This is a genomic window from Burkholderia sp. Bp8984 (assembly GCF_003853755.1).
Lineage (GTDB): Bacteria > Pseudomonadota > Gammaproteobacteria > Burkholderiales > Burkholderiaceae > Burkholderia.
In genome coordinates this window covers 203883-228792 of the sequence record NZ_QTQN01000001.1, presented here as the reverse complement: position 1 = coordinate 228792, position 24910 = coordinate 203883, and the positions used below count along the sequence as shown (strand labels likewise).

Annotated in this window: 22 protein-coding genes; 11 read left to right on the top strand and 11 right to left on the bottom strand. The window is 69.0% G+C overall.

Annotated features, from left to right (window positions below):
* Positions 1-54 precede the first annotated feature (54 nt).
* On the top strand, positions 55-1203 hold the full coding sequence (locus DID98_RS00975; protein ID WP_124519619.1) for an epoxide hydrolase family protein: 1149 nt from the start codon (positions 55-57) through the stop codon (positions 1201-1203).
* Positions 1204-1316: 113 nt separating this feature from the next.
* Here DID98_RS00975 and DID98_RS00970 read toward each other — a convergent pair whose 3' ends face one another.
* Positions 1317-1808 (bottom strand): 2,4'-dihydroxyacetophenone dioxygenase family protein, encoded by a 492-nt coding sequence (locus DID98_RS00970; RefSeq protein WP_124519617.1) that lies wholly within the window; start codon positions 1806-1808, stop codon positions 1317-1319.
* Between the two features lie 105 nt (positions 1809-1913).
* The gene (locus DID98_RS00965; RefSeq protein ID WP_260426169.1) at positions 1914-2879 is read right to left on the bottom strand and encodes a LysR family transcriptional regulator; all 966 of its coding nucleotides are present in this window, start codon (positions 2877-2879) and stop codon (positions 1914-1916) included.
* 105 nt (positions 2880-2984) lie between these two features.
* On the opposite strand from DID98_RS00965, the gene DID98_RS00960 reads away from it, so the two are divergent.
* Positions 2985-4343 (top strand): aspartate aminotransferase family protein, encoded by a 1359-nt coding sequence (locus DID98_RS00960; RefSeq protein ID WP_124519508.1) that lies wholly within the window; start codon positions 2985-2987, stop codon positions 4341-4343.
* A 49-nt stretch (positions 4344-4392) separates the two neighbouring features.
* Positions 4393-5910, top strand: a complete 1518-nt coding sequence (locus tag DID98_RS00955) for a CoA-acylating methylmalonate-semialdehyde dehydrogenase (RefSeq protein ID WP_044843039.1) — start codon at positions 4393-4395, stop codon at positions 5908-5910.
* A 161-nt stretch (positions 5911-6071) separates the two neighbouring features.
* On the opposite strand, the gene DID98_RS00950 is transcribed toward DID98_RS00955, so the two are convergent.
* The 3 genes from DID98_RS00950 to DID98_RS00940 form a co-directional block, all read right to left on the bottom strand.
* Positions 6072-6446 carry a hypothetical protein gene (locus tag DID98_RS00950; RefSeq protein WP_044843040.1) on the bottom strand — a complete coding sequence of 125 codons (375 nt, stop codon included), beginning with the start codon at positions 6444-6446 and terminating at the stop codon, positions 6072-6074.
* Positions 6447-6775: 329 nt separating this feature from the next.
* Positions 6776-7708 (bottom strand): AEC family transporter, encoded by a 933-nt coding sequence (locus DID98_RS00945; protein ID WP_124519615.1) that lies wholly within the window; start codon positions 7706-7708, stop codon positions 6776-6778.
* 164 nt (positions 7709-7872) lie between these two features.
* Complete coding sequence (locus DID98_RS00940; RefSeq protein ID WP_124484892.1) at positions 7873-8757, bottom strand: LysR substrate-binding domain-containing protein; 885 nt, start codon at positions 8755-8757, stop codon at positions 7873-7875.
* Between the two features lie 404 nt (positions 8758-9161).
* On the opposite strand from DID98_RS00940, the gene DID98_RS00935 reads away from it, so the two are divergent.
* Positions 9162-9539 (top strand): nuclear transport factor 2 family protein, encoded by a 378-nt coding sequence (locus DID98_RS00935; protein WP_124570033.1) that lies wholly within the window; start codon positions 9162-9164, stop codon positions 9537-9539.
* A 21-nt stretch (positions 9540-9560) separates the two neighbouring features.
* Here DID98_RS00935 and DID98_RS00930 read toward each other — a convergent pair whose 3' ends face one another.
* Positions 9561-10499, bottom strand: a complete 939-nt coding sequence (locus DID98_RS00930) for an AraC family transcriptional regulator (protein ID WP_124484891.1) — start codon at positions 10497-10499, stop codon at positions 9561-9563.
* A 219-nt stretch (positions 10500-10718) separates the two neighbouring features.
* Here DID98_RS00930 and DID98_RS00925 point away from each other — a divergent pair, with 219 nt between their 5' ends.
* Positions 10719-12026, top strand: a complete 1308-nt coding sequence (locus DID98_RS00925) for a cytochrome P450 (protein WP_409333435.1) — start codon at positions 10719-10721, stop codon at positions 12024-12026.
* A gap of 18 nt (positions 12027-12044) precedes the next feature.
* Here the strand turns inward: DID98_RS00925 and DID98_RS00920 are convergent, their stop codons facing one another.
* Entirely contained in the window at positions 12045-12845 is an 801-nt protein-coding gene (locus tag DID98_RS00920; protein ID WP_044843044.1) for a helix-turn-helix transcriptional regulator, read from the bottom strand.
* Between the two features lie 132 nt (positions 12846-12977).
* On the opposite strand from DID98_RS00920, the gene DID98_RS00915 reads away from it, so the two are divergent.
* Positions 12978-14384: an APC family permease gene (locus DID98_RS00915; protein ID WP_044843045.1), complete on the top strand. Its 1407-nt coding sequence runs from the start codon at positions 12978-12980 to the stop codon at positions 14382-14384.
* 45 nt (positions 14385-14429) lie between these two features.
* Entirely contained in the window at positions 14430-15539 is a 1110-nt protein-coding gene (locus DID98_RS00910) for a P1 family peptidase (RefSeq protein WP_124484888.1), read from the top strand.
* A 165-nt stretch (positions 15540-15704) separates the two neighbouring features.
* Here DID98_RS00910 and DID98_RS00905 read toward each other — a convergent pair whose 3' ends face one another.
* Both DID98_RS00905 and DID98_RS00900 read right to left on the bottom strand, forming a co-directional pair.
* Positions 15705-15917 (bottom strand): hypothetical protein, encoded by a 213-nt coding sequence (locus tag DID98_RS00905; RefSeq protein WP_044843047.1) that lies wholly within the window; start codon positions 15915-15917, stop codon positions 15705-15707.
* Between the two features lie 158 nt (positions 15918-16075).
* Positions 16076-18259, bottom strand: coding sequence for an FUSC family protein (locus DID98_RS00900; RefSeq protein ID WP_124519611.1), 2184 nt, complete (start codon positions 18257-18259; stop codon positions 16076-16078).
* Between the two features lie 191 nt (positions 18260-18450).
* Here DID98_RS00900 and DID98_RS00895 point away from each other — a divergent pair, with 191 nt between their 5' ends.
* Positions 18451-19398 (top strand): LysR family transcriptional regulator, encoded by a 948-nt coding sequence (locus DID98_RS00895; RefSeq protein ID WP_124484886.1) that lies wholly within the window; start codon positions 18451-18453, stop codon positions 19396-19398.
* A 149-nt stretch (positions 19399-19547) separates the two neighbouring features.
* On the opposite strand, the gene DID98_RS00890 is transcribed toward DID98_RS00895, so the two are convergent.
* Both DID98_RS00890 and DID98_RS00885 read right to left on the bottom strand, forming a co-directional pair.
* Positions 19548-19850, bottom strand: coding sequence for a DUF4148 domain-containing protein (locus DID98_RS00890; protein ID WP_124484885.1), 303 nt, complete (start codon positions 19848-19850; stop codon positions 19548-19550).
* Between the two features lie 223 nt (positions 19851-20073).
* On the bottom strand, positions 20074-21225 hold the full coding sequence (locus DID98_RS00885) for a porin (protein WP_044843051.1): 1152 nt from the start codon (positions 21223-21225) through the stop codon (positions 20074-20076).
* A 308-nt stretch (positions 21226-21533) separates the two neighbouring features.
* Here DID98_RS00885 and DID98_RS00880 point away from each other — a divergent pair, with 308 nt between their 5' ends.
* From DID98_RS00880 to DID98_RS00870, 3 genes are all read left to right on the top strand, one after another.
* Complete coding sequence (locus DID98_RS00880; protein WP_124519610.1) at positions 21534-21998, top strand: VOC family protein; 465 nt, start codon at positions 21534-21536, stop codon at positions 21996-21998.
* Positions 21999-22073: 75 nt separating this feature from the next.
* A complete protein-coding gene (gene codA / locus DID98_RS00875) occupies positions 22074-23315 on the top strand; it encodes a cytosine deaminase (RefSeq protein WP_124519608.1) in 1242 nt (413 codons plus the stop codon).
* Positions 23316-23503: 188 nt separating this feature from the next.
* Positions 23504-24838, top strand: a complete 1335-nt coding sequence (locus DID98_RS00870) for a chloride channel protein (RefSeq protein ID WP_124570031.1) — start codon at positions 23504-23506, stop codon at positions 24836-24838.
* Positions 24839-24910 lie beyond the last annotated feature (72 nt).

Sequence of the window (24910 nt, the reverse complement as noted above, 5' to 3'; positions counted from 1 at the left end):
GCGCGTGTCCGGGAAATCGCGCAGAATCTCCCGCATTCCTCGCGAGGAGACACCATGCACGCCGCCCCGTTCAACATTGCGATTCCCGATCGCGCGCTCGATGACCTGCGTCGGCGCCTGCGCGACATGCGCGCACCGCTGCTGACGCCCGCCGACCCGTGGCAGCAGGGTGTGGATGGCGCGTGGCTGCGCGAACTGGTTGCGTACTGGGCCGAGCGCTTCGACTGGCGTGCGGCGGAGCGCGCGCTGAACAGGCTGCCGCAGTTCGTCGCGGACGCAGACGGGCAACGCGTGCATTTCATCCATCGGCGCGGGGCGGGGCCGAAGCCGTATCCGCTCGTCATCACGCACGGCTGGCCGGGCTCCGTATTCGAGTTCGACGCGCTGATCGATCGCCTGTGCGATCCGGCCGCGTTCGGCGGCGATCCGCACGACGCGTTCGACGTCGTCGCGCCGTCGCTTCCGGGCTTCGCGTTCTCGCCCGCGCCCGCGGCGCCCGGCATGTCGGCATTTCAGGTCGCCGACAGTTGGGCGGCGTTGATGTCCGGGCTCGGATATCGCCGCTTCGGCGCGCAAGGCGGCGATCTCGGCGCAGGCGTGTCGATTGCGCTCGGCGCGCGACATCCCGGCGTGGTGGACGGCATTCATCTGAACTACCTGCCCGGCAGCTACGAGCCTCCGGCCGACGCGGCTTCGCCGCTCACCGAGGACGAACGGGCCTTCGTGACGCAGCGCGGAGAGTGGGCCGCGCTGGAGGGCGGATACGCGCATGTGCACATGACGAAGCCGCAGACGCTGGCCGTCGCGCTCAACGACTCGCCGGCCGGGCTGGCCGCGTGGATCGCCGAGAAATTCCGCGCGTGGAGCGATTGCGGCGGCGACGTCGCGCGGCGGTTTTCGCACGACACGCTGCTGACCGGCATCTCGCTCTACTGGTTTACCGGCAGCATCGGCTCGGCAATGCAGATGTATTGGGAAAACCGGCTGCAGCCGATGCGCTTCGCGGCCGGGGAACGCGTGGCGGTGCCCGTCGCGTTCGCGCGCTTTCCGAAGGAGATCAGCCGCCCGCCGCGCAGCTGGCTCGAACGGGTGTTCGACGTCGTGCAGTGGGCCGACATGCCGAGCGGCGGGCATTTTGCCGCGATGGAAGAACCGGACCTGCTGGCCGGCGATATTCGCCGATTTTTCCGGCGTTTTCGGTAAGGCGCCGGGAGGCGGCATCGCTGGCGAAGTGCGCCGGCGGCCATTCGCGCGCTGGCGAGCGCCGGCACCGTGCGGATCGTGACGCGACGATCCCGCCCGTCTTATCGCATGACCTATCGTGTTACAAACGGCGTAGCATCGTGCGGCGCGGTACGCGCATGCTTGCGCTGGCGCAGCAGCGCGACGCGGCAATTCTCGCGCGCGGTCTCGCGGCCGTCGTCGTCGAGCAGCACCAGGTCGCCGCGCATCACGTTGAGCGTGATCACGTCGTCGCCGGGCGCGCCGAGCGTTTCCGGCGTGTGCACCGACCCGGCCGGTTCGAGCACCGTCGAGCCGGCCTGCGCGACCCATTCGTACTCGCGGTAGCGCCACGCACCCTGCAGCGTATGGACGAACACCTCGCCGTCGTGGCGATGGCGCGGCAGCGTGCCGCCGGCCGGCATCTTCAGCAGCGCGGTCAGCGTGTCTTCCGCCGCATTGATATGCAGATACTTGATTGCGAGCCCCGGCAGGTCGGCGCTCATCGGCAGCCACGGCAGCGCGTCGCCGGGCAGGCACGAAATCGGCGGCAGGTCGGTGGAGAGCGGGGCGGACGGCTGCGTCATGGCGGAGGGAGAGCGGAAACGGGGAAGTGGGCATTATCGCAGAGCGCGAGCGGGCGGCAGCCACGGCCGCGGCCCGACGCCAGCGCGGGCGAAGCCTGAACCGGGCTACGCGGCGGCGCTGTCGTCGCCCGGCTGCGGCGCCGCATGCGCGGCTTCCAGGCACGACTGGAACAGCAGCGCCGCCCGCGACGGCCGCGGCGAGCGCCGCAGCAGGCTCACGAACCGGCACCGGTAGTTGAAGCGGTGCGGCGCGATCGGCTGCATCAGCCCCTTGTTTTCGAAGCTCTCCGCGTAATGGTCGGGCAGGAAGCCGAGATAGCGGCCGGACAGGATCAGCGTCGCGATCGATTCCTGGTCCGACGCCGTCGCGCTGCGCGTGAGCTTCGCGCGATGGCTCAGTTCCATGTTCGGCGAATGGAAGCCGAGCCCGGCGAACGCATGATTGCGGATCGTCGTCCACGTGAGCTTGCCGTGCGGCGCGTCGAACAGCGGGTGCTGGCGGCCGCAGTACAGCAGCATCCGCTCGTCGAACAGTTCCGAATACACGAGGCTGCCCGAGCTGCGGTGCGCGGGGATGATGCCGACCTGATAACTGCCGTCGATGATCCCGCGCTCGACCTCGTTGATCGACGCGACGTGCAGGTTCAGCGCGACGTCGGGCGCCTCGTCCGCGAACTGGCGGATCGCGTCGCCGAGCCGCGCCTGCGGGTTGGTGGCGGTCTTATCGAACACGGCGACGTGCAGTTCTCCGCCCATCTTGTCGTGAATGCCGTCGATCCTGCTGCGAAATGCCTCCATCGACGCGAGCAGGCGCAGGGTTTCCTCGTACACCGTCTGCCCCTCGGCGGTTAGCGTGAAGCCGGCGCGGCCGCGTCGGCACAGCACGAGGCCGAGGCGCGTTTCCAGATCCTTCACGTGCCGGCTGATCGTCGAGATGCCGATATTCAGCTCGAGTTCGGCCGCCGCCATCCCGCCGCACTGCACGACGCCCTTGAAGACCCGCAGCAGCCGCAGATCCATGTCGCTGAGCTGCCCGAGCAGCGCGCGGCTCTTCGGTTTCTTTGCTTGCATAGACGAGCAAGTGAACATTGATATTGCGATATTGAAGAGACTAATTGTCGTCCCGACAATGCGCAACATCAACACAAGAAGGAGGGGCGCGCCGCGCCGACCGACATGACCGATACGACCATCGCCAAGCAGCAGGAAGAGACGAACCTCCGCACCGACGCCGCGTGGCTCGACGCCCACTGGATGCCGTTCACGGCGAACCGCCAGTTCAAGTCCGATCCGCGCATGATCGTGTCGGCGAAGGACGCGTATTACACGGATGGCGAAGGCCGCAAGATCTTCGACGGCCTGTCGGGCCTGTGGTGCACGGGCCTCGGTCACGGCCGCACGGAAATCACGGAAGCCGTGAGCCGCCAGGTCGCGCAGCTTGACTACGCGCCGGCGTTCCAGTTCGGTCATCCGAAGTCGTTCGAGCTCGCGAACAAGATCAAGGACCTGACGCCGGCCGGCCTCGACTACGTGTTCTTCACCGGCTCGGGCTCGGAAGCGGCCGACACGTCGCTGAAAATGGCCCGCGCGTACTGGCGCGCCAAGGGCAAGGGCACGAAGACGCGCCTGATCGGCCGCGAGAAGGGCTATCACGGCGTGAACTTCGGCGGCATCTCGGTCGGCGGGATCGGCGCGAACCGCAAGCTGTTCGGCCAGGGCATCGACGCCGATTTCCTGCCGCACACGCAGCTCGCGGAAAACCGGTTCTCGCGCGGGATGCCGGATAACGGCGCCGACCTGGCCGACCGCCTGCTCGACCTGATCACGCTGCACGACGCGTCGAACATCGCGGCCGTGATCGTCGAGCCGTTCTCCGGCTCGGCGGGCGTGGTGATCCCGCCGAAGGGCTATCTGAAGCGCCTGCGCGACATCTGTACCGCGCACGACATCCTGCTGATCTTCGACGAAGTCATCACGGGCTTCGGCCGTGCCGGCGCGATGACGGGCGCCGACGCGTTCGGCGTGGTGCCGGACATCATGAATTTCGCGAAACAGGTGACGAACGGCGTGCAGCCGCTCGGCGGCGTGATCGCGACGAAGGAAATCTACGACACGTTCATGGCCGCGGGCGGCCCCGAGTACATGCTCGAGTTCCCGCACGGCTACACGTATTCGGCGCACCCGGTCGCGTGCGCGGCCGGCGTCGCGGCGCTCGACCTGCTCGTGAAGGAAGACGCGGTGGCCCGCGTGCGCGATCTCGCGCCGCATTTCGAGGCGGCCGTGCACGGGCTGAAGGGCCAGCGCCATATCACCGACATCCGCAACTACGGGCTGGCGGCCGGCCTGACGATCGCGGCGCTGCCGGGCGAGCCGGCACGGCGCCCGTACGAGATCGCGATGCGCTGCTGGGCGAAGGGCTTCTACGTGCGTTACGGCGGCGACACGATCCAGCTCGCGCCGCCGTTCATCGCCGAGAAGCGCGAGATCGACAACCTCGTGAACGCGCTGTCCGACGCGCTGAACGAAGTGGACTGAGCCGCGGCCCTTTTCCCGCGACAACCGAATTCACGAAAGAGCCTGAACGATGAAACACGACAGCAATGTGACCTCCACCCTCGGCCACCTGATCGACGGCAAGCGCGTCGACGGCGGCAGCCGCGTCCAGCCGGTGTTCGACCCGGCCACCGGCGAATCGCACAAGAGCGTCGCGCTCGCCGACAAGCTGACCGTCGAAGCCGCGATCGCGTCCGCGCAGGCCGCGTTCCCGGCATGGCGCAATACGCCGCCGCTGAAGCGCGCCCGCGTGATGAGCCGCTTCAAGACGCTGCTCGAGGAGCATGCGGACGAACTGTGCGCGCTGATTACCGCCGAGCACGGCAAGGTGCTCGCCGACGCGATGGGCGAACTGCAGCGCGGGATCGAGAACGTCGAATACGCGTCCTACGTGCCCGAGCTGCTGAAGGGCGAGCACAGCAAGAACGTCGGCCCCGCGATCGATTCGTGGAGCGAATTCCAGGCGCTCGGCGTGGCCGCCGGCATCACGCCGTTCAACTTCCCGGTGATGGTGCCGCTGTGGATGTGGCCGATGGCCGTCGCGTGCGGCAACACGTTCGTGCTGAAGCCGTCCGAGCGCACGCCGTCGTCGACGCTGCGCATGGCCGAGCTCGCGCTCGAGGCCGGCCTGCCGCCGGGCGTGCTGAACGTCGTGAACGGCGACAAGGAAGCCGTCGACACGCTCCTGACCGACCCGCGCGTGAAGGCGGTGAGCTTCGTCGGCTCGACGCCGATCGCCGAATACATCTACTCGACCGGCTGCGCGCACGGCAAGCGCGTGCAGGCGCTCGGCGGCGCGAAGAACTTCGCGGTCGTGATGCCCGACGCCGACATCGGCAACGCGGTGAACGCGCTGATGGGCGCCGCGTACGGCTCGTGCGGCGAGCGCTGCATGGCGATTCCGCTGGTGGTCGCGATCGGCGAGGAAACGGGTGACAAGGTGGTCGAAGGCCTGCGGGCCGAGATCGCGAAGATGAAGGTCGGCCCGGGCAACGGGGCCGGCGTCGACATGGGGCCGCTCGTCACGCAGCAGCATTTCGAGAAGGTGACGGGCTTCGTCGAGGCGGGCGTGGCGGCCGGCGCGACGCTCGTCGTCGACGGCCGCAGCGTGAAGGTCGACGGCCACGACGGCGGCTACTACCTGGGCCCGTGCCTGTTCGACAACGTGAAGCCCGGCATGCCGATCTATCAGCACGAGATCTTCGGGCCGGTGCTCGGCGTGATCCGCCTGAAGTCGCTCGACGAGGCGATGGCGCTGATCGACGCGCACGAATACGGCAACGGCACGTGCCTGTTCACGCGTGACGGCGAAGCGGCGCGCTACTTCAGCGACAACATCCAGATCGGCATGGTCGGCATCAACGTGCCGCTGCCGGTGCCGGTCGCGTACCACTCGTTCGGCGGCTGGAAGCGCTCGCTGTTCGGTGATCTCCACGCGTACGGCCCGGATGCGGTGCGGTTCTATACGAAGCGCAAGACGATCACGCAGCGCTGGCCGTCGGCCGGCGTGCGCGAAGGGACGGTGTTCAGCTTCCCGTCGAACCGCTGACGCGCTGACGCACGATCCGGCCGCAACGCGACGCGCGCCGCTCGGCGTGTGTCGCCACGCGGCCCGCGCAAGGACGCACGAGCCCGCCCCGGTCGACGATCGGGGCGGGCCTTTTTACATGTACGGCGGTCGTGCCGACGCTGAAGACGGGGAAAGAATGCTTACGGCGCGACCACGTGCCACATGTTCTTGAAGTTGTCGCCGTTGCGGTCGCCCTGTTTCATGTCCTTCGCGAAGAAGTACAGCGGCTTGCCCTTGTAGGCCCATTGCGGGCTGCCGTCGTCGCGCTTGACGATCGTATAGGGGCCGACCGGAACGTCGGTCGCGCTGGCCTTGTACGGCGGCCAGAAGGACTCGCATTGGCCCTTGCATGCGCTGGTGCCGGCGTTGGGCTTGTCCTGGTCGAAGGTGTAGACGGTCATTCCGTTCGCGGCGACGAGCGCGCCGTTTTCGACCTTGGTGATCGAGCCTTGAGCCGAGGCCGAAACGGACGCCATGGCGAGCAGGGCGGAGCTGACGAGCAGCACGGCTTTCATGATTACCTCCTTGTAGTCCGGTGGGCGGCGCGCTCGCGCGCACGGCCGGGCGTGCGCGCGAGCGCGGGGAATGGTGCCGGAACGCGGCGCCGTGGCCGCCGGTGCGAGCGACGCGAAGTCGAATGACGGCCGAACGGACCCGCTTCATTCACCATAGGCGGTTTTTCGCGGGGCTGCGAGAAGAACCGGGGGCGCATCGGCGGCGCGTAGGCGTCGCGCAACGTCGCGGCGGTCGTGCGCGCGCAGCGGTATTTGCTATCCGTCCCCGCAGCAGCGCAACGAGGCACCGCATGTGCTGCCTCGTTGCGTTCGGCAACGGTGCCACGCCGTCAGCGAAACACCGGCGCCGACGCGAGCGCCGTCAGCACGGCCGGCATCGCGAGCGCGGCGGCGATCGTCTGGAACGCGGTGATGCCGGCCATCAGCGGCGCGTCGCCGCCGAGCTGGCGCGCCATGATGTACGACGAGGACGAAGTCGGCAGCGCCTGGAACAGCAGCGCGATGGTCAGCGCGGCATCGCCGAGCCCGAACAGGCGGCCGGCGGCGAGCGTGGCGAGCGGCATCGCCATGAACTTGAACGCCGACGCGATGCACATCGGCTGCATCCATCCGCGCGCCGCGTCGAACTTCAGTGCCGCGCCCACGCACAGCAGGCCGAGCGGCATCGATGCGGCGCCGAGCGCGCGCACGGCCGGTTCGACGGAGGCCGGAAACGCGAGGCCGGCGGCCTGCATCGCGATCCCCAGCGCGCACCCGACGACGAGCGGATTCGACAGGATCTGGCGCACGAGCGCCCACGCGCCGAGCCGCGTGTCGCCGTAGCGCGCGAACACCAGCACGCACATCAGGTTCACGGTCGGCACGATCGCCGCGACGCATACGGCCGCGAGCGCGATGCCGTGCGCGCCGAACAGTCCGGCGGCGAGGGCGGTGCCGACATAGTTGTTGAAGCGCACCGCGCCCTGGAACACCGACGTGAACCCGGCGCCGTCGACCTGCACGAACCGGCGGACCAGCAGAAGCAGCGCCGCGACGAGCACGGTCGAGCCGACCAGCGCCGCCGCGAGCGGCAAGACGGGCAGCGCTTGCAGCCGCGCAGTCGCGAGACCGTGCGCGAACAGCGCGGGCAGCAGCACGTAATAGCAAAGCCGCTCGGCGTGCGGCCAGAACGCATCGGCGATGAAGCCCGTGCGCCGCAGGCCGTGGCCGAGCGCGACCAGCAGCGCGACCGGCGCGAGCGCGAGCACGATCGGGCCGATCATCGACGCGCCTTCAGGCGACGCGGGCCGAACGGCCGGCGGGCGGCGCGGCGGAACGAAGCGGGAATCCATCCGGCGGGCAACATGGCGGCACGCAATCGAAAGAGTGACGATGCCGCCAAGTTAACACGCGCAAGCAGCAGGAATAATGGTGAATTATCGGGTGTTCAATGAGAAATTCTCATCGATGATGCGCTGACTTCGGCGGCCAGCGCACGTGCGAAACGCTCGGCCGGACGCGACTGGTGTTCGAGCAGCACGACCGCGCGGCCCATCTGCGGCTGGCCGAACGGCAAGCGCGTGACGGGCGGCAGCCGCGCGAGCGTCGCGTCGGGGAGCGCGACGATCGCCGCGCCGAGCCCGCGCGCCACCATCCGCGCGATCGTCTCCGCGCTGTCGAGCACCATCTCCTCGCGCACGCGCACGCCGATGCGGCGCAGCTCGGCGGCGATCATCCGGCCGGCCCACGCCTGCGCGTCGAAGCGGATGAACGGCAGCGCCTCGAGCAGCGTGCCCGCGTCGCGCTCCGCGTAGTGCGGCGGCGCGAGCAGCCAGAAGCGGTCTTCGTACAGCGTGGTCCACGTCAGTTCCGCCGGATGCGGGCGCACCGGGCGCGTCGTGATCGCCGCGTCGAGTTCGCCGGCCGCGACGCGGTTCGCCAGTTCGGCCGACATGCCGGCCGATACGTGCACGCGCAACGACGGGTGCGCATCGCGCAGCGCGAGCAGCGCATCGGGCAGCGGGCCGGACAGCGCGGTATGGATTGCGCCGATTCGCAGACGGCCGACGAGCTTCTTCTCGTCGCTGAGCGCATCGGGAATCCGGTCGACCATCGCGAGCACCTGCTCGGCCTGCGCGACGAGGATCTTGCCGGCTTCGGTGAGTACCGGCTGGCGGCGCGAACGGTCGAACAGCCGGACGTCGTATTCGCTTTCGAGCGTCTTGACCTGCAGGCTCACGGCGGACTGCGTGAGCCCGATCGCTTCGCCGGCGCGCGCGAAGGTGCGGTATCGGGCGATCGCGACCAGGGTTCTGAATGCGCGTAGTGACATGGGCTCGATGAGAGGGGCGGCCGGGACCGGCACGCGGATTGCTCGATGATGCCGGAGGCGGTGCAGGGGCGACGTGCCGATTGCGCCGCCGACGCCGCCGACGGCCGCCGAAGCGGATGGGTGCGGCCGGCACGCTGCCGGACATCATGCCCGCGCGTGCGGAAACGGGCAACCGCGGCAGCGGCGGCATCGGCTGCCCGCGGCAGAATGCGGCAGAACGCGCGGTGCGTCGCATGCGGACCGGCCGGTGCGGGTTTTCGTGAATGGCATCGAGCCGGGCGGGCGCGCTCATCCGTGAACGCAGGATGGGCCGCGCTCGCGCGTGCCGCCCGCCTGCGTTTCATCGATACCTCGGGGCGACGCGTGCCGTCGCGTCGCCCCGGCTCTTTGCGGAGGTAATGACGATGCCAGAGGACCCCGGTGAGGTTGCGCGCGCCAGCTATCGCGCGTATGTCGACAAGGACCGCGATGCGATCGAAGCGCTGATCGCGCCGGACTTCCATTTCACGAGCCCGCTCGACAACCGGCTCGATCGCGACGCGTATCTCGCGCGCTGCTGGCCGAACAGCGCGATGCTCGCCGGTTTCGAGTTCGTCGACGTCACCGTGCACGGCGAATACGTGTTCGTCGCATACGAAGCCGCGACGACCGCCGGCAGGCGGTTCCGGAATGCGGAGCGGTTGCGGGTCCGCGACGGCCGGATCGTCGAGGCCGAGGTGTATTTCGGCTGGTACGTGCCGCATCAGGCGCCCGATGGCGGGTTCATCGAATCGGGCGGTTGACGCGCGACGTGCAGCGGCAGGTCACACCCAGAGCCGGTACATCCAGAACGATTCGTCCTCGGCGAAGCGCCGCACGAACTCGGTTGGCGAGAAGCCCGTGATGCGCCGCGTCGCGCGGCTCAGGTGCGCCTGGTCGGCGAACCCTTCGTCCAGCGCGAGCGCGGCCCAGTCGACCGGTTGTCCGGCGTCCTGCCGGTCGCGCGCGGCGAAGAACACGCCTTCGGTGCGCACCAGCATTTGCCAGTCGCGCAACGAGCGCCCGCTGTACGCCTTGATGCGCCGTTCCACCTGGCGCGGGCTGTGGGTGTGCCGCCATTCGCGCGCGATCGACGCGAGCCGCCCGACCCAGCTGCGCCCGGCATCGCGCAGCGACGACAGCGGCGACACGCTGCCGCGCAGCGCATGCCAGCGCGGCGCGAGGTGTCGGTCGAGCGCGGCCAGCGCGTCGTCGTCGTGCTCGGCATCGGCGAGCGCATCCAGCAGCGGCCGCCAGCTGTCGTCGAGGCATGCATGTGCGTCGACGAAGGTGTCGTGGATCGCCGGCAGCGCGACGCCGAACAGCGCGCGCGCAGCATCGGCATGCAGGCAGACGATGCCGCCTTGTCCGCCCGTCGGCGCCCAGCTCGCGACCGGCATCGACTGGCTGCCCGACAGCGTCGCCGATGCGCCGAACGGCCGCCATACGGGGCCGTCGTCCGTGCACCGGACGAGCCCGACGTCGAAGCCGCGATACCACGACAGGCAGACGATCGGCGACGCGGGGAAATGCGTGAGCCGCTGCGCGTCGCTCAACGCGAAGCCGCGCGTGTCGCGGCAGACGATCGCGGCGACCGCGCCTCGCAGCGCGGCCGGCGGCGGATACAGCCGCGTGGGCGGCGACCGGCCGTCGCACCGCACGCGCGGCGCACGCGCGTGCGGATCGGGACACGGTGACGGATTCGGAGACGGACCGGAGGGCATGACGCCGGAGTATAGGGACCGGCGCCGCACGTGTCGATGTCGTTTGCGTTCAAGACCGGCAGCGTGTCGATCCGGACAATCCGGAGCATGAACCCACGATCCTCTTCCCGATGCCCGTTTCATGCGGACGCCGCTGATGCGTCTCCCGTGCTTCACCCGCCCGGCGTATGGCCGCCGGGGCCGCGAGCCGGCCTGACGGGGTGGCCGCTGCTGCGCGCGATGTCGCGCGACCTGACCGGCGCGCTCGCAGGCTGGCAGCGTGCGCATGGCGACGTCGTGCACCTGCGCATGTGGCCCGAACATGCGGTGGTCGTGACCGATCCCGCGCTCGTGCGCGAGCTGCTGGTCACGCATCACGATGCGTTCGTGCGCTGGGAGCGCGGCATTCGCGTGTTCTCGCGGGTTCACGGGCGCAGCGTGCTGGTCGCCGAGGGCGACGCATGGCGCGACAAGCGGCACGCGCTGCAGGCGAACTTCGCGCCGAAACCGGTGCAGGCGTTCGTGCCGTCGATCGCCGCGACAGCCGGTCGTGCGCTCGCGCAGTGGCCCGCGTGCGACGCACACTGGCCGGTCGAGAGCGCGCTGACGTCGCTGGCGATGGACGTGATCATGCGCACGATGTTCTCGGATTCGATCGGCGCACACGCGCGCGTTGCCGAAGAGGCCGTGCGCACGGTGGGCGCGGCGGCGAACGCGGAGTTCTACCAGCCGGCCAGCGCGCCGGACTGGATGCCGTGGAAGCGCGGCAAGGCGCGGGCGCTGGCGGTGCTGAACGGACTGATCGACCGGCAACTGCATGCGCGTCTCGACATGCCGGAGCACGGCTGGCCGGACGACCTGCTGTCGCGCCTGTTGCGGCTGCACCGTGCCGACGGGTACGCATGGCCGCTGCGGGCCGTGCACGACGAGTGCATGACGGCATTCCTGGCCGGCCACGAGACGGCCGCGGCCACGCTGACCTGGTGGGTATGGAACATGGCCGCGAATCCGGCCGCGCAGGCCGCCGCGCGCGACGAGGTCGTGCGCGTGCTGGGCGGCCGTGCGCCGACCGCCGACACGCGCCCCGCATTGCGATACCTGACGCAGACGCTCGAGGAAACGATGCGCCTGTATCCGGCGGCACCGATCCTGATCAGCCGTCGCGCATTGCGGCCGGTCGCGCTGGGCGCATGGCAGTTTCCGGCGCGGACGCTGTTCATGCTGCCGATTCAGCTGATGCATCACGATGCACGATGGTTTCCGGAGCCGCGGGCCTTCCGGCCCGAGCGCTTCGCCGACGACGCGCCGGCGATTCCGCGCGGCGCATACCTGCCGTTCGGCACGGGGCCGCGCGTGTGCCTCGGGCAGCATCTGGCGATGACGGAGATGACGGTGGTGGCGGCGATGATCCTGCAGCGCCATGAATTGTCCGTGCCGCCCGGCATGGCGGCGCCGCGCGCGGCGCTGAACGTGACGTTGCGGCCCGAGCGCGCCCTGCACGTGGCGATCGCGCCGACCGGGCTGGCGGCGGACGTCGCGTTGTCGTAACGCGGCGGCGTGTCGCGTTTACCCCGCCGCATCCTCCCCAAGCGCCTGGATGAACCGCGAAAACAGCTCCGGCTGCGACGAGATCCCGAGTTTCGCGTAAAGATGCCGCCGATGCACCTTCACCGTTTCCGGTGAAATCGCCAGCCGCTCGGCGATCGCCTTCGACGAATTGCCGCGCAGCACCATTCGCGCGATCGACATCTCGCGATCGGTCAGCACGCCCGCGCCGAAGCGCGCGAGCGCCTGCTCGACGCGCGCGCCGAGATCGTCGTCGGGTGTCACGCGCGCGGCATCGCCCACCAGCCGCCAGTGCTGCCGGATCGTCGCGAGCACCCACGGCATCGCGGCCGTCAGCTTGCCGAGCGGTTCGACGTCGAAGCGCGCGGCCGCGCCGAGCGACAACGACAGCAGCAGGTCGGGGTTCGGCCGCAGCAGGATCTGGATTTCATCGTCGCCGACCGCGTGGCGGAAGTAGTTCAGGAAATACTCGCTCTGCCGGAACAGGTCGGGCGCGACCTCCTCGAGCCGGTAGCAGCCGTCGGCGAGCCCGTCGTGCGCGGCCTGCAGGAACGGATCGAGCAGATACAACCCGTTGAGGTAAAGCGGCACCGGCGACGCGCTGTCGGTGCCGCCCGTGTCGTATTCGTCGAGGACGAGCGGCACGCCGTCGCGGCCGATCGCGGTCGCGAGCGCGTTGTCGAACGGCACCATTTCGTTGAGCAGCAGCACCAGGAAACGCCAGAAGCGCGGCTGGCCGAGATGATCGATCGCGCGGCCGAGCGCCTGGTGCATCGCGATTTCGGAGAAGAGTCGATCCATATCACCACCGAAGGGTGTAACACGAAGGGGGAATAGCGGTCCTGAAATTGGCTTCCTAGACTGCCACGCAATCAATCGGGCCCGAGTATGGGTGTTCAAAAAAGCGCAGGACAGAAGCAACAGGAGAACGAAATGGCGATGATGTCGGAATCGACGGGCACGCTGCAAGCGACGCCTGCCACGGAAGGCGCGCCGCGCGCGTTGTCGCAGACGCTCAGCGTGCGCGACGCGGTGATGATCACCGTGTCGGGCGTGACGCCCGCCAGCTCGATCTTCGTGATCGCGCCGTTCGCGATCCAGCAGGCCGGCAGCGGCGCGGTGCTGTCGTTCCTGCTCGGCGGCGTGCTCGCGCTCGCGTTCGCGCTCTGCTACGCGGAGCTCAGCGCCGCGCACCGCAGCGCGGGCGGCGAATACGTGATGGCCAAACGCGTGTTCGGCACGCTGCCCGGCTATCTGACCTTCATCACGGTGCTGTCCGTCAGCGTGTTCATTCCCGCGGTGCTCGCAAGCGGTGCCGCGCCCTACCTGAACAACGCGCTCGGCACGCACTTCAGCAACCAGTCGGTCGCGTTGACGATCGTGTTGCTCAGCTACGTGCTCGGCATGCTGAACATCAAGACGAACGCATGGATCACCGGCGCGTTTCTCGTCGTCGAGATCGGCGTGCTGATGCTGATTGCGGGGCTCGGCTTCGGCTCGCCGCATCGCGGCGCGGACGCACTGGTCGCGCCGGTCGTCGCGAGCGGCAATGCGCTGGTGCCGGCCACGCTCGCGGCGATCGTGCCCGCGATCGGCACGGCGATCTTCTGCTACAACGGCTTCGGCTCCGCCGCCTATCTCGCGGAAGACCTGCGCGGCGGCAACCGCAACGTCGCGAAAGCGGTGATCTATTCGCTGCTGGTGATCCTCGTCGTCGAACTGATTCCGCTCACCGCGATCGTGCTCGGCGCGCCGTCGCTGACGGAACTGACGAAGAGCGCCGACCCGATCGGCTATGTCGTGCGCTCGCTGAGCAACCCGGCGGTGTCGCGCGCGGTCAGCGGCGGGATCTTCCTGTCGGTATTCAACGCGATCATCGCGATCGTGATCACGATGGGGCGCCTGCTGTACAGCAGCGGCCGCCATGCGCTCTGGTCGCGCACCTGCAACCGCGCGTTCTCGACGATCCATCCGCGCTTCGAATCGCCGTGGCTCGCGACGCTCGCGCTCGCCGTGCCGTCGTCGGGGCTGGTGTTCGTGTCGAGTCTCGACGAGCTGACCGCGTTCACGGTCGACCTGCTGCTGCTGATCTACCTGGTCGTCGGGCTGGCCGCGCTCGCGAGCCGGCTCGTGCGCCGCGACGTCGAGCATCATTACCGGATGCCGCTGTGGCCCGTGACGCCGCTCGTCGCGGTCGCGGGTGCCGCATACACGCTCTACACGACGCTGGCGACGGCGACCAAGCCGACCGACCTGATCATCATCGGCGCTCTGCTGGTGGCCGCGCTCGCGATGTATGCGGTCTGGGCCCGCCACAGCGATGCGTTCCGCTCGCTCTGAACCACCCGACACACTCAACCATTGAAAGACTGGAGGAATTGCATCATGCGCACGAGGGATCTCGGCATCCGCATCGGACTCGGCACGCCGGGCCGCTTCAACGCGATCACGGACGTACCGGGCGTGCGGGTTGGACATTGCACGCTGAACGTCGAGAACGGCGATGCATCGATCCGCACCGGCGTGACCGTGATCGAGCCGCGCGCGGGTGCCGCGCACGATTCGCCGTGCTTCGCGGGCGTCCATGTGCTGAACGGCAACGGCGACGCGACCGGGCTCGAATGGATCCGCGAAGCCGGCCTGCTGACGACGCCGATCGCCTATACGAACACGCACAGCGTCGGCGCGGTGCGCGACGCGCTGGTCGCGAACGAACGCGAGGCGGCGGCCGGCCGCGTGTACTGGTGCATGCCGGTCGTGATGGAAACCTACGACGGCCTGCTCAACGACATCTGGGGGCAGCACGTGCGCGCCGAGCACGTGCTGCGCGCGCTGGCCGCCGCACAGTCGGGGCCGGTCGCCGAAGGCGGCGTCGGCGGCGGCACCGGCATGATCTGCCACGAGTTCAAGGGCGGCATCGGCACCGCGTCGCGGGTGGTGACGGCCGACGCGGGCGGCTGGACCGTCGGCGCGCTCGTGCAGGCGAACTACGGCGTGCGCGAGATGCTGCGCGTGGCCGGTTATCCGGTCGGCGACGTGCTGCGGCACGTGCCTTCGCCGTTTCGCGCGCCCGACGGGCAGGGCGAGGCCGGGATGGGTTCGATCGTCGTCACGATCGCGACCGACGCGCCGCTGCTGCCGCATCAATGCACGCGCCTCGCGCAGCGTGCGAGCGTCGGGCTGGCACGCGTCGGCGGCGGCACCGAGGATTCGAGCGGCGACATCTTCCTTGCGTTCGCAACAGGGAACGACGGCTTGCCCGCCGCGAACTACGGCAGCAAGGGCGCGCCGACGACGGCCGTGAAGATGGTGAACAACGACCACATCTCCGCACTGTTCGTCGCCGCGGCGGAAGCGGTGGAGGAAGCGATCGTGAATGCGCTGGTCGCGGGGAGCGACGTCGAGTCGCGCGGCGCGCGGGTCGAAGGGCTGGGGCAGGCGCGCTTGCTGGATGCGTTGCGCGAAGTGGGGTGGCGGCCGGTGCGCGGCGCCTGAAACGGCATGCGCCGCTTCAATCGAAGCGGCGTGGCGGGCAGTGTCGTTGCGGCGATCGGCCGGCTCGTCGTGCACGCGCGCAGGCGATACGTGCGATACGTGCGATACGTGCGATACGTGCGATGTGCGCGCGGCGAGCCCGGCCGTGACGACGCGGCGTCATGCTCAGCTGCCGAAGTAGACGTTGCAGAAGCTGACGGGGCCCACGCATGCGTTCGGGTCTTCCTGCTTCGATTGCGCACGATCGACGCGGCCCGAGGCCTGGACGGCTTCGGCGCGGTTCGCCGGTTGTTGCGCGACGTCGGCCGGCGCGCTCTGCGCGTGCGCGACGGCGGCGGTGAGCGACAGGGCAACGAGGGCGAGGTGCAGCGGCTTCATTTCGGTTTCTCCTGGGTCAGTGCCAGTCTCGCTGGCAGTGAGGAAACTATAGGCTCGCCCTGCCTGGAAATTAATCACCGCGGGTGCAGAGCTTATTTCCAATCGGAACAAGGGTGACGTTGCGTACGCATCGATCTCCCGCCGACCCTCGTCGGCGCTCAATGACGATGGCGGTTGAACGGCGCATCCTTGTCCAGCAGCGCGCTGCGAATGAAGTGCAGGCAGCCGACGATGCGCTGCATGCGGTGGCGTTCATCGGGCACCGCGTACCATGCGTGCAGCGTGTGCTGCGCGGCGCGAATCGACAGGTTCACCGATTTGAGCGTGCGCGCATGATGGCCCGGCGTCGGATCGTCGAAGAAGCGCGGCAGCTCGTGCAGCACCGCGTCGACCGAGGCGGTCCAGCGCAGCGTCTGCGGCGGTTTCGATTCGCAGAACCCGTGCAGCTCGTCGCGCAGGTCGATCACCGCGTGGCCGACTTCGAGCGTCGAGAGCATCCAGCGCAGTGCGTCGCGATGTTGTCGCGTGCGCTTGACGAGCAGCGTGCGCAGCTGCGCCATCAGGTCGTGCGTGCTCGACTGGAAGCGCGCGGCGAGCCCGTCGCGCGCGCCTTCGCACGCGAACGTGACCTGGCGGCGCAGGTCGTGCGCGATCCGCGACGTGAGCCACGGCATGTGGGTCGGAAACACCACGGCGAACACGATCGAGCAAGCGAGCATCGCGACGACGACGGCGAAGCCGTTGTTGATCAGCACCTCGGGCGTATACGCGATCGCGTTGTCGGGGCCCGCGAGCAGGCAGAAGAACACCGCGAAGCCGATGCCGTAACCTGACAGGCCCGGGCGCATCGCGAGGAACGCGCCGATGCCGAGCACCGGCGCGAGTGCCGCGCACAGCAGCGGAAAACCGTCGATGTTCGGATAGACGTAGCAGAGGAACACGTAGCCGACGGCGGTCGCGAACGCCGCGCCGACGCCCATCTGCGCGACGAACTTCGGTGCGCGCGGCGACGTCGAGCTGAGCGCGCACGCGATCGCGGTCGCGATCACGGCGAGCGAGCCGCTCGGCCATTCGGACGCGAGCCAGAACGCGCTCATCGCGCCGACGGCGACGAGCGTGCGCAGGAACGCGAAGCCGACGAAGAACGAATTGGTCTTCACCGCGTAGTGCGTGACCGAGCGTTCGAACGCGTGATCGTCGCGATCGAGCGATGCGTTGGTGTCGGCGTAGCCGAGATACTCGCCGATGAAGCGATACATCAGCTCGATCGCGGTGTCGAAGTCGAGCAGGCCGCCGGCCGCGTGATCCTCGATCGCGCGACGCGAGGCGCGCGCGGCCTTCGGCAACGCGGCGTGAAAGCGGCGCAGTTCGAGCAGTGCGCCGGTGGTCGACGTGATGCCGCGCTGCCGCTCGTCGCGCAATGCGGTGATCCGCTGCGCGAGCGCATCGATGTGCGGCGCGAGTGCGTCGAGCACCGCGTCCGACCGGTTCGCGCGCAGGCGTTTGACGAGCTGGTGCAGCGCATGCAGGCGCGTGCACGCATTCATGAACTCGCTGTTGAGCCGCGCGAGCCGGCGGCTGCGCGCGCGAATGTGCGGATCCTCGAACGACGCGAACGCGCGGTTGGCCTCGAACCCGACGATCTCGTCGACGAAATCGGCGAAGCGCCGCTCGAAGTCGCCGCGCGCGAGGTCGCCCGACAGCGCGCCGGCCGCGAATGCCGCGAACTTCACATGACGCGCGCTCAGCGAGCGCATCAGCGCTTTCGCGGAACTGAGCGGCAGGATCAGCGCGCTGACCGCGCCGGAGCATGCGATGCCGAGCGCGACTTCCGCGGCGCGCGTGAGCGCGGACTGGAACAGCGTCTGCGGCGTCATCACCGCGGGCAGGCCGATCAGTGCGGCGGTGTAGCCGGCGAGCACGAACCCGTACCAGCGGAAATGGCGGTTGCGCACCGCGAGCGCGATGCAGCCGCCGACCCACAGCGTGATGCCGGCCATGTAGAGCTCCGGCTGCTGCGCGAACAGCCCGCCGAGCGCGAGCGCGGCGACGAGGCCGGCCGCCGTGCCGAGCATGCGGTAGAAGCTCTTCGCGAACACCATCCCCGACAGCGGCTGCATCAGCACGAACACGGTCGTCATCGCCGTGCGCGGCTGCGACATCTCGAGCCGCATCGCGATCCCCATCGCGAGCAGCGCGGCGAGCACGGTCTTGGCGAGATGCAGCCAGATCAGCCCGTCGGTCGCGGCCCAGTCGCGCGCGGCGCCGCCGAGCGGATCGAGCCAGGTTCTCCATCGGGCCGGTTCGATGGAAGGTCGCTCGATCGCAGGTTGTGGCTTCATGAAAAAAAGCGGGGCGCGTGCGGTGCCGCGGCGCGTCCGGACGGGTCCGTTCGACTGGTGAGGCGCCGATTGTAGGAGTGCGGCGCGCGGGCATTAACGCAGCTACGGGGAAACGATAGTTGCAGGCCGCGTAACAATCTGTCGCATCCGCTGGAGGAAAATAGCGGCTCCGCTACAGGTGGCTCACAGGAATGGATACCCTACAAAACATGCGGGTGTTTACGCGCGTCGTCGAGACGGGCAGTTTCACCGCGGCCGCGCAATCGCTGAATTCGACGACGGGCGCGATGTCGCGCGCGGTGTCGGAGCTCGAGGCGCGCCTGCGCACCCGTCTGATGAATCGCTCGACGCGCCGCCTCGCGCTGACGTCGGCCGGCGAAAGCTATCTGCGGCGCTGCCGCCAGATTCTTGCCGACGTCGATCGCGCCGAGGAGGAGGCGAGTTGCGCGCACGAACGGCCGGCCGGCGTGCTGCGCATGCACAGCTTCGCGAGTGTCGGCCATCACTACGTGATGCCCGCGCTCACGCGCTACCACACGCAATATCCGGACGTGTCGATCGAGCTGTCGCTGTCGCAGCGCATGCCCGACCTGTTCGACGGCACGAGCGACATGGCGGTCGTGACCGCATCGTCGCTGCCCGACTCGGAGCTCGTGTCGCACCTGCTCGGCTCGACCTTCAGCATCCTGTGCGCGTCGCCCGAGTACGTGAAGCGCCACGGCGCGCCGGCCCGCCCGCAGGATCTCGGCGCGCACGCGTGCCTGACACTTTGCACGCCGGCGTTCCCGACCCACGAATGGGTGCTTGAAGGCGCCGACGGCATCGAGCAGATCCATGTCACCGGGCCGGTGCAGACCAATACGGCCGAGTCGCTCGCGCTCGCGATCCGCGACGGTATCGGGATCGGCATGCTGCCGCTGTATGCGGCGATCGACGCGCTGCAGGACGGTACGCTCGTGCGCGTGCTGCCCGGGCACATCCTGCAGAAGATGAACGTGTATGCGCTGTATCCGTCGCGCCGCTTCATCGACGCGAAGGTGCGCACCTGGGTCGAGATGCTGCGTGCGCAGGTGCCGGGGATGATTGCTCGCGACGTCGAGATGCTGAACGCGATCGACCGCGAGCCGCAGGCTGCCTGATCAGGCAGCCCGAGAGCGAATCCAGGACGAGATGGCCGCGTGCCGGACGGCACGCTGTCCGGCCGCATCCATCGTGACGAACCGTTTCGCGCGATTTCCGCCGCGCCCGCGGGACGCATGTCACGCGGGTGCGGCGTTGCTGCGTGTCTTCACAGCGCGGGCTTTGCCGCCACGCCCGATTCCGTTGCGCCCGCACCGGCCGGGCCATATGCGCGTTGCGCGGCCTTGTGCTCGGCGAGCCGTTTTGCTGCCAGGCGTTCCTGCGCGGCCATGATGTCGTCCGGATAGTTGCCGGCGTCGCCGAGCGACGGGTTGTAGCCGACCGATTCGAGGTCATAGAGCTCCTGCAGCACCTGTGCGCGCGTGACGGGCGCCTTGGCGGACTGAGCGAACGACAGGGCCGGTGCGGCAAGCAGGACGGCAGCGGCGGCGGTAACGACGAGCGATTTCACGATGTTCTCCAGTAGACGGGGTATGAGGCCGGTCCGGTGATCGACGCGCGATCCGAACCGTCGATGCCAGTCTATGCAGCACACGCGCGCACAAAAACCCCGATTCCGGGCAGGCAGCTTTCCAGATGGAACAACATTGGTGCACGTCGCCCACAGCGCGCGAACCCGTCCGCCAGGACAGGGTCCTGGCGGACGGGCGACGGGCGCTCACGCGGCGCGGAACTCAGAATCGCGTGCGCATGCCGATCGTGCCGACGATCTGGTTCGCGGTGCTCGAGGCGCCGCCCGACGTGTTGATGAAGGCCTGGTAGCCGCGGCCCGACGCGTGCTGGTACATCGCTTCCGCGTACAGGTCGGTGCGGCGCGACAGCTTGTACACGGCCTGCAGGTCGACCTGATGCCACTTCGGATCGGTGCCGTGCTTGCTGTCCGGGTTCGACACGCTGGCGTCCGTGTACACGTAGGCCGCGCCGAGACTGACGGCCGGCGTCACCGCATAGCGCACGTTCACGTCGTAGTTGTTGAACGCGACCTGGCCGGTGGAACCGAACGAGCCCGAGTTGTCGTACTGCGAGCGCGTATAGACGAAGCCGACCGTCGCCGGACCGAACACGTAGCTGACACCGCCGCCGTACGAGCGCATGCGGTCCGCGCCCACCGACCAGCCGCCCTGGCTCACGCTCTTCGCTTCGGCCACGTCGGTCGCGCCCGGGCTTGCGCTCGTCGAGCCCTTCGTGCCGTTCATCTGCAGGTACGCGCCGGCCAGCTTCAGCGGGCCGTTCGTGTAGCTTGCCGCGACGCTGTACGCGCGGTTGCCGGCGAAGTTCGTCGAGTTCGAGAAGCCGTACAGCGCGCCGACCTTGAAGCCCGCGATCGTGTCGCTCGTGTACTTCACCGCGTTGTTGATGCGCACCGAGTGGTTCAGGTTGTCGTTGTCGAACGGATGCGCGAAGCCGGTATCGCCGAAGTCGCCGGCCGTCGCGGACAGCGGCGCGACGAAGTCGACCATCGTGTCGTACTGGCGGCCGAGCGTCAGCGTGCCGTAGCCGCTGCTGGTCAGGCCGACATACGCGTGGCGGCCGAACAGCTTGCCGTCCTGCCCGAGCGCGCCGTTGTTCACGTTGAAGCCGTTCTCCAGGACGAACAGCGCCTTCAGGCCGCCGCCGAGATCTTCCGTGCCGCGCAGGCCGAAGCGGCTGCCGTTGACCGTGCCGGAGGTCATGCGCCACAGCGATGCGCCGCCGGCGTTGTTGGTGTACGCGATGCCGGCGTCGATCAGGCCGTACAGCGTGACCGAGCTCTGGGCGTGCGCGAGCGGGGCGAAGAGTGCGGCGGCGGATGCGGCGGCAATCAGGGTTTTGTTCGTTTTGTGCATGTAACAGCTCCTGCGTGTGGGACGGGTGACCAAAGTTCGGCGCAAGTGTAGGGGCGGGGTCGCGCGATTCCGGCCGCAGGCGCGCGAGTACACCGTTGCGAGTTGCGCAAGAGTGCGTCACACGGCGTTCACAAATCGGTCCGGAGGCCGGACGGCGTGCGTTTTCGCCGACGGCGCGACGCGAGCGGTCGGTCGGTCGCGCATGCCGTGTCGCGCATTGACAACACGCGCGTCGCCGGCGCGGGAGTTGATCGCCGCGCCGCGCGCGTGGAGAATGGGCAGACCATTGCCGAGATCCGGAGCCCCCGATGACCACGCCGCGCCGTCCTTCCTTGAGTGCCGCGCTGTGCTACCGCGACCCGAAAGCCGCGCTCGCGTGGCTCGAACGCGCATTCGGCTTCGAGCGCGCGCTGGTCGTCACCACGCCGGAAGGCGACATCGCGCACGCCGAAATGAGATTCGGCGACGGCCTCGTCATGATCGGCGGCGCGTGGGCCGACTTCATCGCGTCGCCGCACGACACGGGCGACCGGAACACGCAGCACGTCCACGTGCATCTTCCCGACGACGCCGACATCGACGCGCACTGCGAACGCGCGCGTGCGGCCGGCGCGGAGATCCTGCAGGCGCCGGCCGACCAGTTCTACGGCGATCGCATGTATCGCGCGCGCGATCCCGGCCGGCATGTGTGGACGTTCGGCAAGCACGTGCGCGACGTGGCGAACGACGAGATGAGCGCGGCGACCGGCCTGACGATCGAGGATTTCAAATAAGCGCGGCACGCATCGCAGGAGCCGGTTTTTCCCCACCACGCGGCGCGCTGACGCCGCATGACGCTTGGACCCACCATGAACCTCTTCAATGCACGCCTGCGCGGCCGCGACGGGCTGTTCACGATCGGCATCGACGGCGACCGGATCGCGCGGATCGACGCGCAGGCCGCGCCGGTCACATCGGTCGGCGCCGGCGATGTCGATGCGGGCGGCCGTCTCGCAATTCCGCCGCTCGTCGAACCGCATATCCATCTCGATGCGGTGCTCACGGCCGGCGAGCCGGCCTGGAACATGAGCGGCACGCTGTTCGAGGGCATCGAGCGCTGGTCCGAGCGCAAGGCGACGATCACGCACGAGGACACGAAGACGCGCGCGCATGCGGCGATCGGCATGTTGCGCGATCACGGCATCCAGCACGTGCGCACCCATGTCGACGTCACCGATCCGACGCTGGCCGCGCTGAAGGCGATGCTCGAAGTGAAGGACGAGGCGCGCGGGCTGATCGACCTGCAGATCGTCGCGTTTCCGCAGGAAGGCATCGAGTCGTTCGACGGCGGCCGCGCGCTGATGGCGCAGGCGATCGAACTCGGCGCGGACGTCGTCGGCGGGATCCCGCATTTCGAGAACACGCGCGAGCAGGGCGTCAGCTCGATCCGCTTCCTGATGGAGCTGGCCGAGCGCACCGGCTGCCTCGTCGACGTGCACTGCGACGAGACCGACGATCCGCATTCGCGCTTTCTGGAAGTCCTCGCGGAAGAGGCGCGCGTGCGCGGCATGGGCGCGCGCGTGACCGCGAGCCACACGACCGCGATGGGCTCGTACGACAACGCGTATTGCTCGAAGCTGTTCCGGCTGCTGAAGCGCGCGGGCCTGAACTTCGTGTCGTGCCCGACCGAGAGCATTCATCTGCAGGGGCGCTTCGACACGTTTCCGAAGCGGCGCGGGCTCACGCGTGTCGCGGAACTCGATCGCGCGGGCCTGAACGTGTGCTTCGGACAGGATTCGATCAAGGATCCGTGGTATCCGCTCGGCAACGGCAACATCCTGCGCGTGCTCGACGCCGGCCTGCACATCTGCCACATGATGGGCTACCAGGACCTGCAGCGCTGCCTCGACTTCGTGACCGATCACAGCGCGACGACGATGCATCTCGGCGACGGCTACGGGATCGCGGTCGGGCGGCCGGCGAACCTGGTCGTGCTCGATGCCGACTGCGACTATGAAGCCGTGCGCCGGCAGGTGAAGGCCACGCTGTCGGTGCGCCACGGGAAGGTGATCATGCGGCGCGAGCCGGAGCGCGTCACGTATCCGGAGTGACGCGGATGCGGCGACGGCGGTGGACGGCGGCACGCCCCGTCGGGAACTGCCGTCTTTCTTGTATGCGCTGAATGCATGAGTTGATCAGAAAAATACGTTTGTCTCATGAGAGATCGACGCCTACGATGCGGTCCTGACGGCGGCGTGCATGGTGCGCGCCGTCTTGTCAATCATCGTCCGCCGACCTCATGCGCCTCGATCTTCCGTCTGCTCCCGTGTCTTCCTCGCCGTCCGCCAGTCCGTTCGCGCGGATGGCTGCCGTCACGATCCTGACCGGCGTCGGCGCGGGTGTCGGTGGGATGCTGCTCGCGCTGCTGCTGCACGCGATCCAGCACGTCGCGTACGACTACAGCCTCGCGCACGTGGTCGGCACCGAAAGCTTCCTTACCGGCGTGAGCCAGGCCGACCCGCTGCGCCGGCTCGCGGTGCTCGTCGTCTGCGGGCTGGTCGCGGGCGGCGGCTGGTGGGCGCTGTACCGCTACGGCCGGCCGCTCGTCAGCATCCGCCGTGCCGTGCGTGCCGCCGATCCGCGGATGCCGTTCGTCAGCACGACGGTGCACGCGCTGCTGCAGATCGTCACCGTTGCGCTCGGTTCGCCGCTCGGCCGCGAAGTCGCGCCGCGCGAGATCGGCTCGCTGCTGGCCGGGCAGTTCGCGCACCGCGCGGGGTTGACGCCCGCCGACTGCCGGCTGATGGTCGCGTGCGGCGCGGGTGCCGGGCTCGCGGCCGTCTACAACGTGCCGCTCGGCGGTGCGGTGTTCGTGCTCGAAGTGCTGCTCGGCACGTTCGAACTGCGCGCGCTGGTGGTGGCCGTCGTCACCTCGGCGATCGCGGCGGCCGTCGCATGGATCGGCCTCGGCAACGAACATCAGTACACGGTGCCTGCGTTCATGCTGAGTACGCCGCTCGTCGCGTGGTCGATCGTCTGCGGGCCGCTGTTCGGTTTCGCCGCGTACGGCTTCGTGCGGCTCACGGGCCGCGCACGGGCCGACGCGCCGAAGGGCCGGCTGCTGCCGGTGCTCGCGCTGGTCAACTTCGCGGTGATCGGTGTGCTGGCGATGCGCTTTCCGCAACTGCTCGGCAACGGCAAGGGGCCGGCTTCGATGGGCTTCGACGGCACGCTGACGATCGGGCTCGCGGCGACGCTGCTCGTGCTGAAGGTGGCGATCGAGGCGGGCAGCCTGCGCGCGGGGGCGGAGGGCGGGCTGCTGACGCCCGGTCTCGCGAACGGCGCCCTGCTCGGCGTCGTGCTCGGCGGGCTGTGGAGCCTCGTGTGGCCGGGCGCGTCGATCGGCGGATGCGCGCTGGTCGGCGCGACCGCGTTCCTCGCCGCGTCGATGCAGATGCCGATCACGGCCGTCGTGCTGCTGCTCGAATTCACGCGCGCGAATCACGACAGCCTGGTGCCGATGCTGCTGGCCGTGGCGGGCTCGCTGGTTGCGTACCGGTTCGCGCAGTGGCTGGTGGAGGGGCGGCTGGGGGCGGCCGCGGCCGTCGCCACGCCGGTGACGGCGACCCGGTAGCCCTCCTCGGCACAGGCTACGGCGCGCGGGCTGCCTGTCATCGCTTTTTCCCGTTTCCTTGCCGGTTTCCAG

Coding starts and splice junctions, on each gene's coding strand:
- codA (WP_124519608.1), top strand. CDS start 22,074: ATGAACCTCTTCAATGCACGCCTGCGCGGCCGCGACGGGCTGTTCACG.
- DID98_RS00965 (WP_260426169.1), bottom strand. CDS start 2,879: ATGCAAGCAAAGAAACCGAAGAGCCGCGCGCTGCTCGGGCAGCTCAGC.
- DID98_RS00950 (WP_044843040.1), bottom strand. CDS start 6,446: ATGAAAGCCGTGCTGCTCGTCAGCTCCGCCCTGCTCGCCATGGCGTCC.
- DID98_RS00920 (WP_044843044.1), bottom strand. CDS start 12,845: ATGGATCGACTCTTCTCCGAAATCGCGATGCACCAGGCGCTCGGCCGC.
- DID98_RS00975 (WP_124519619.1), top strand. CDS start 55: ATGCACGCCGCCCCGTTCAACATTGCGATTCCCGATCGCGCGCTCGAT.
- DID98_RS00925 (WP_409333435.1), top strand. CDS start 10,719: ATGTCGCGCGACCTGACCGGCGCGCTCGCAGGCTGGCAGCGTGCGCAT.
- DID98_RS00900 (WP_124519611.1), bottom strand. CDS start 18,259: ATGAAGCCACAACCTGCGATCGAGCGACCTTCCATCGAACCGGCCCGA.
- DID98_RS00955 (WP_044843039.1), top strand. CDS start 4,393: ATGAAACACGACAGCAATGTGACCTCCACCCTCGGCCACCTGATCGAC.
- DID98_RS00930 (WP_124484891.1), bottom strand. CDS start 10,499: ATGCCCTCCGGTCCGTCTCCGAATCCGTCACCGTGTCCCGATCCGCAC.
- DID98_RS00940 (WP_124484892.1), bottom strand. CDS start 8,757: ATGTCACTACGCGCATTCAGAACCCTGGTCGCGATCGCCCGATACCGC.
- DID98_RS00895 (WP_124484886.1), top strand. CDS start 18,451: ATGGATACCCTACAAAACATGCGGGTGTTTACGCGCGTCGTCGAGACG.
- DID98_RS00970 (WP_124519617.1), bottom strand. CDS start 1,808: ATGACGCAGCCGTCCGCCCCGCTCTCCACCGACCTGCCGCCGATTTCG.
- DID98_RS00905 (WP_044843047.1), bottom strand. CDS start 15,917: ATGAAGCCGCTGCACCTCGCCCTCGTTGCCCTGTCGCTCACCGCCGCC.
- DID98_RS00945 (WP_124519615.1), bottom strand. CDS start 7,708: ATGATCGGCCCGATCGTGCTCGCGCTCGCGCCGGTCGCGCTGCTGGTC.
- DID98_RS00885 (WP_044843051.1), bottom strand. CDS start 21,225: ATGCACAAAACGAACAAAACCCTGATTGCCGCCGCATCCGCCGCCGCA.
- DID98_RS00915 (WP_044843045.1), top strand. CDS start 12,978: ATGGCGATGATGTCGGAATCGACGGGCACGCTGCAAGCGACGCCTGCC.
- DID98_RS00910 (WP_124484888.1), top strand. CDS start 14,430: ATGCGCACGAGGGATCTCGGCATCCGCATCGGACTCGGCACGCCGGGC.
- DID98_RS00870 (WP_124570031.1), top strand. CDS start 23,504: ATGCGCCTCGATCTTCCGTCTGCTCCCGTGTCTTCCTCGCCGTCCGCC.
- DID98_RS00935 (WP_124570033.1), top strand. CDS start 9,162: ATGCCAGAGGACCCCGGTGAGGTTGCGCGCGCCAGCTATCGCGCGTAT.
- DID98_RS00960 (WP_124519508.1), top strand. CDS start 2,985: ATGACCGATACGACCATCGCCAAGCAGCAGGAAGAGACGAACCTCCGC.
- DID98_RS00880 (WP_124519610.1), top strand. CDS start 21,534: ATGACCACGCCGCGCCGTCCTTCCTTGAGTGCCGCGCTGTGCTACCGC.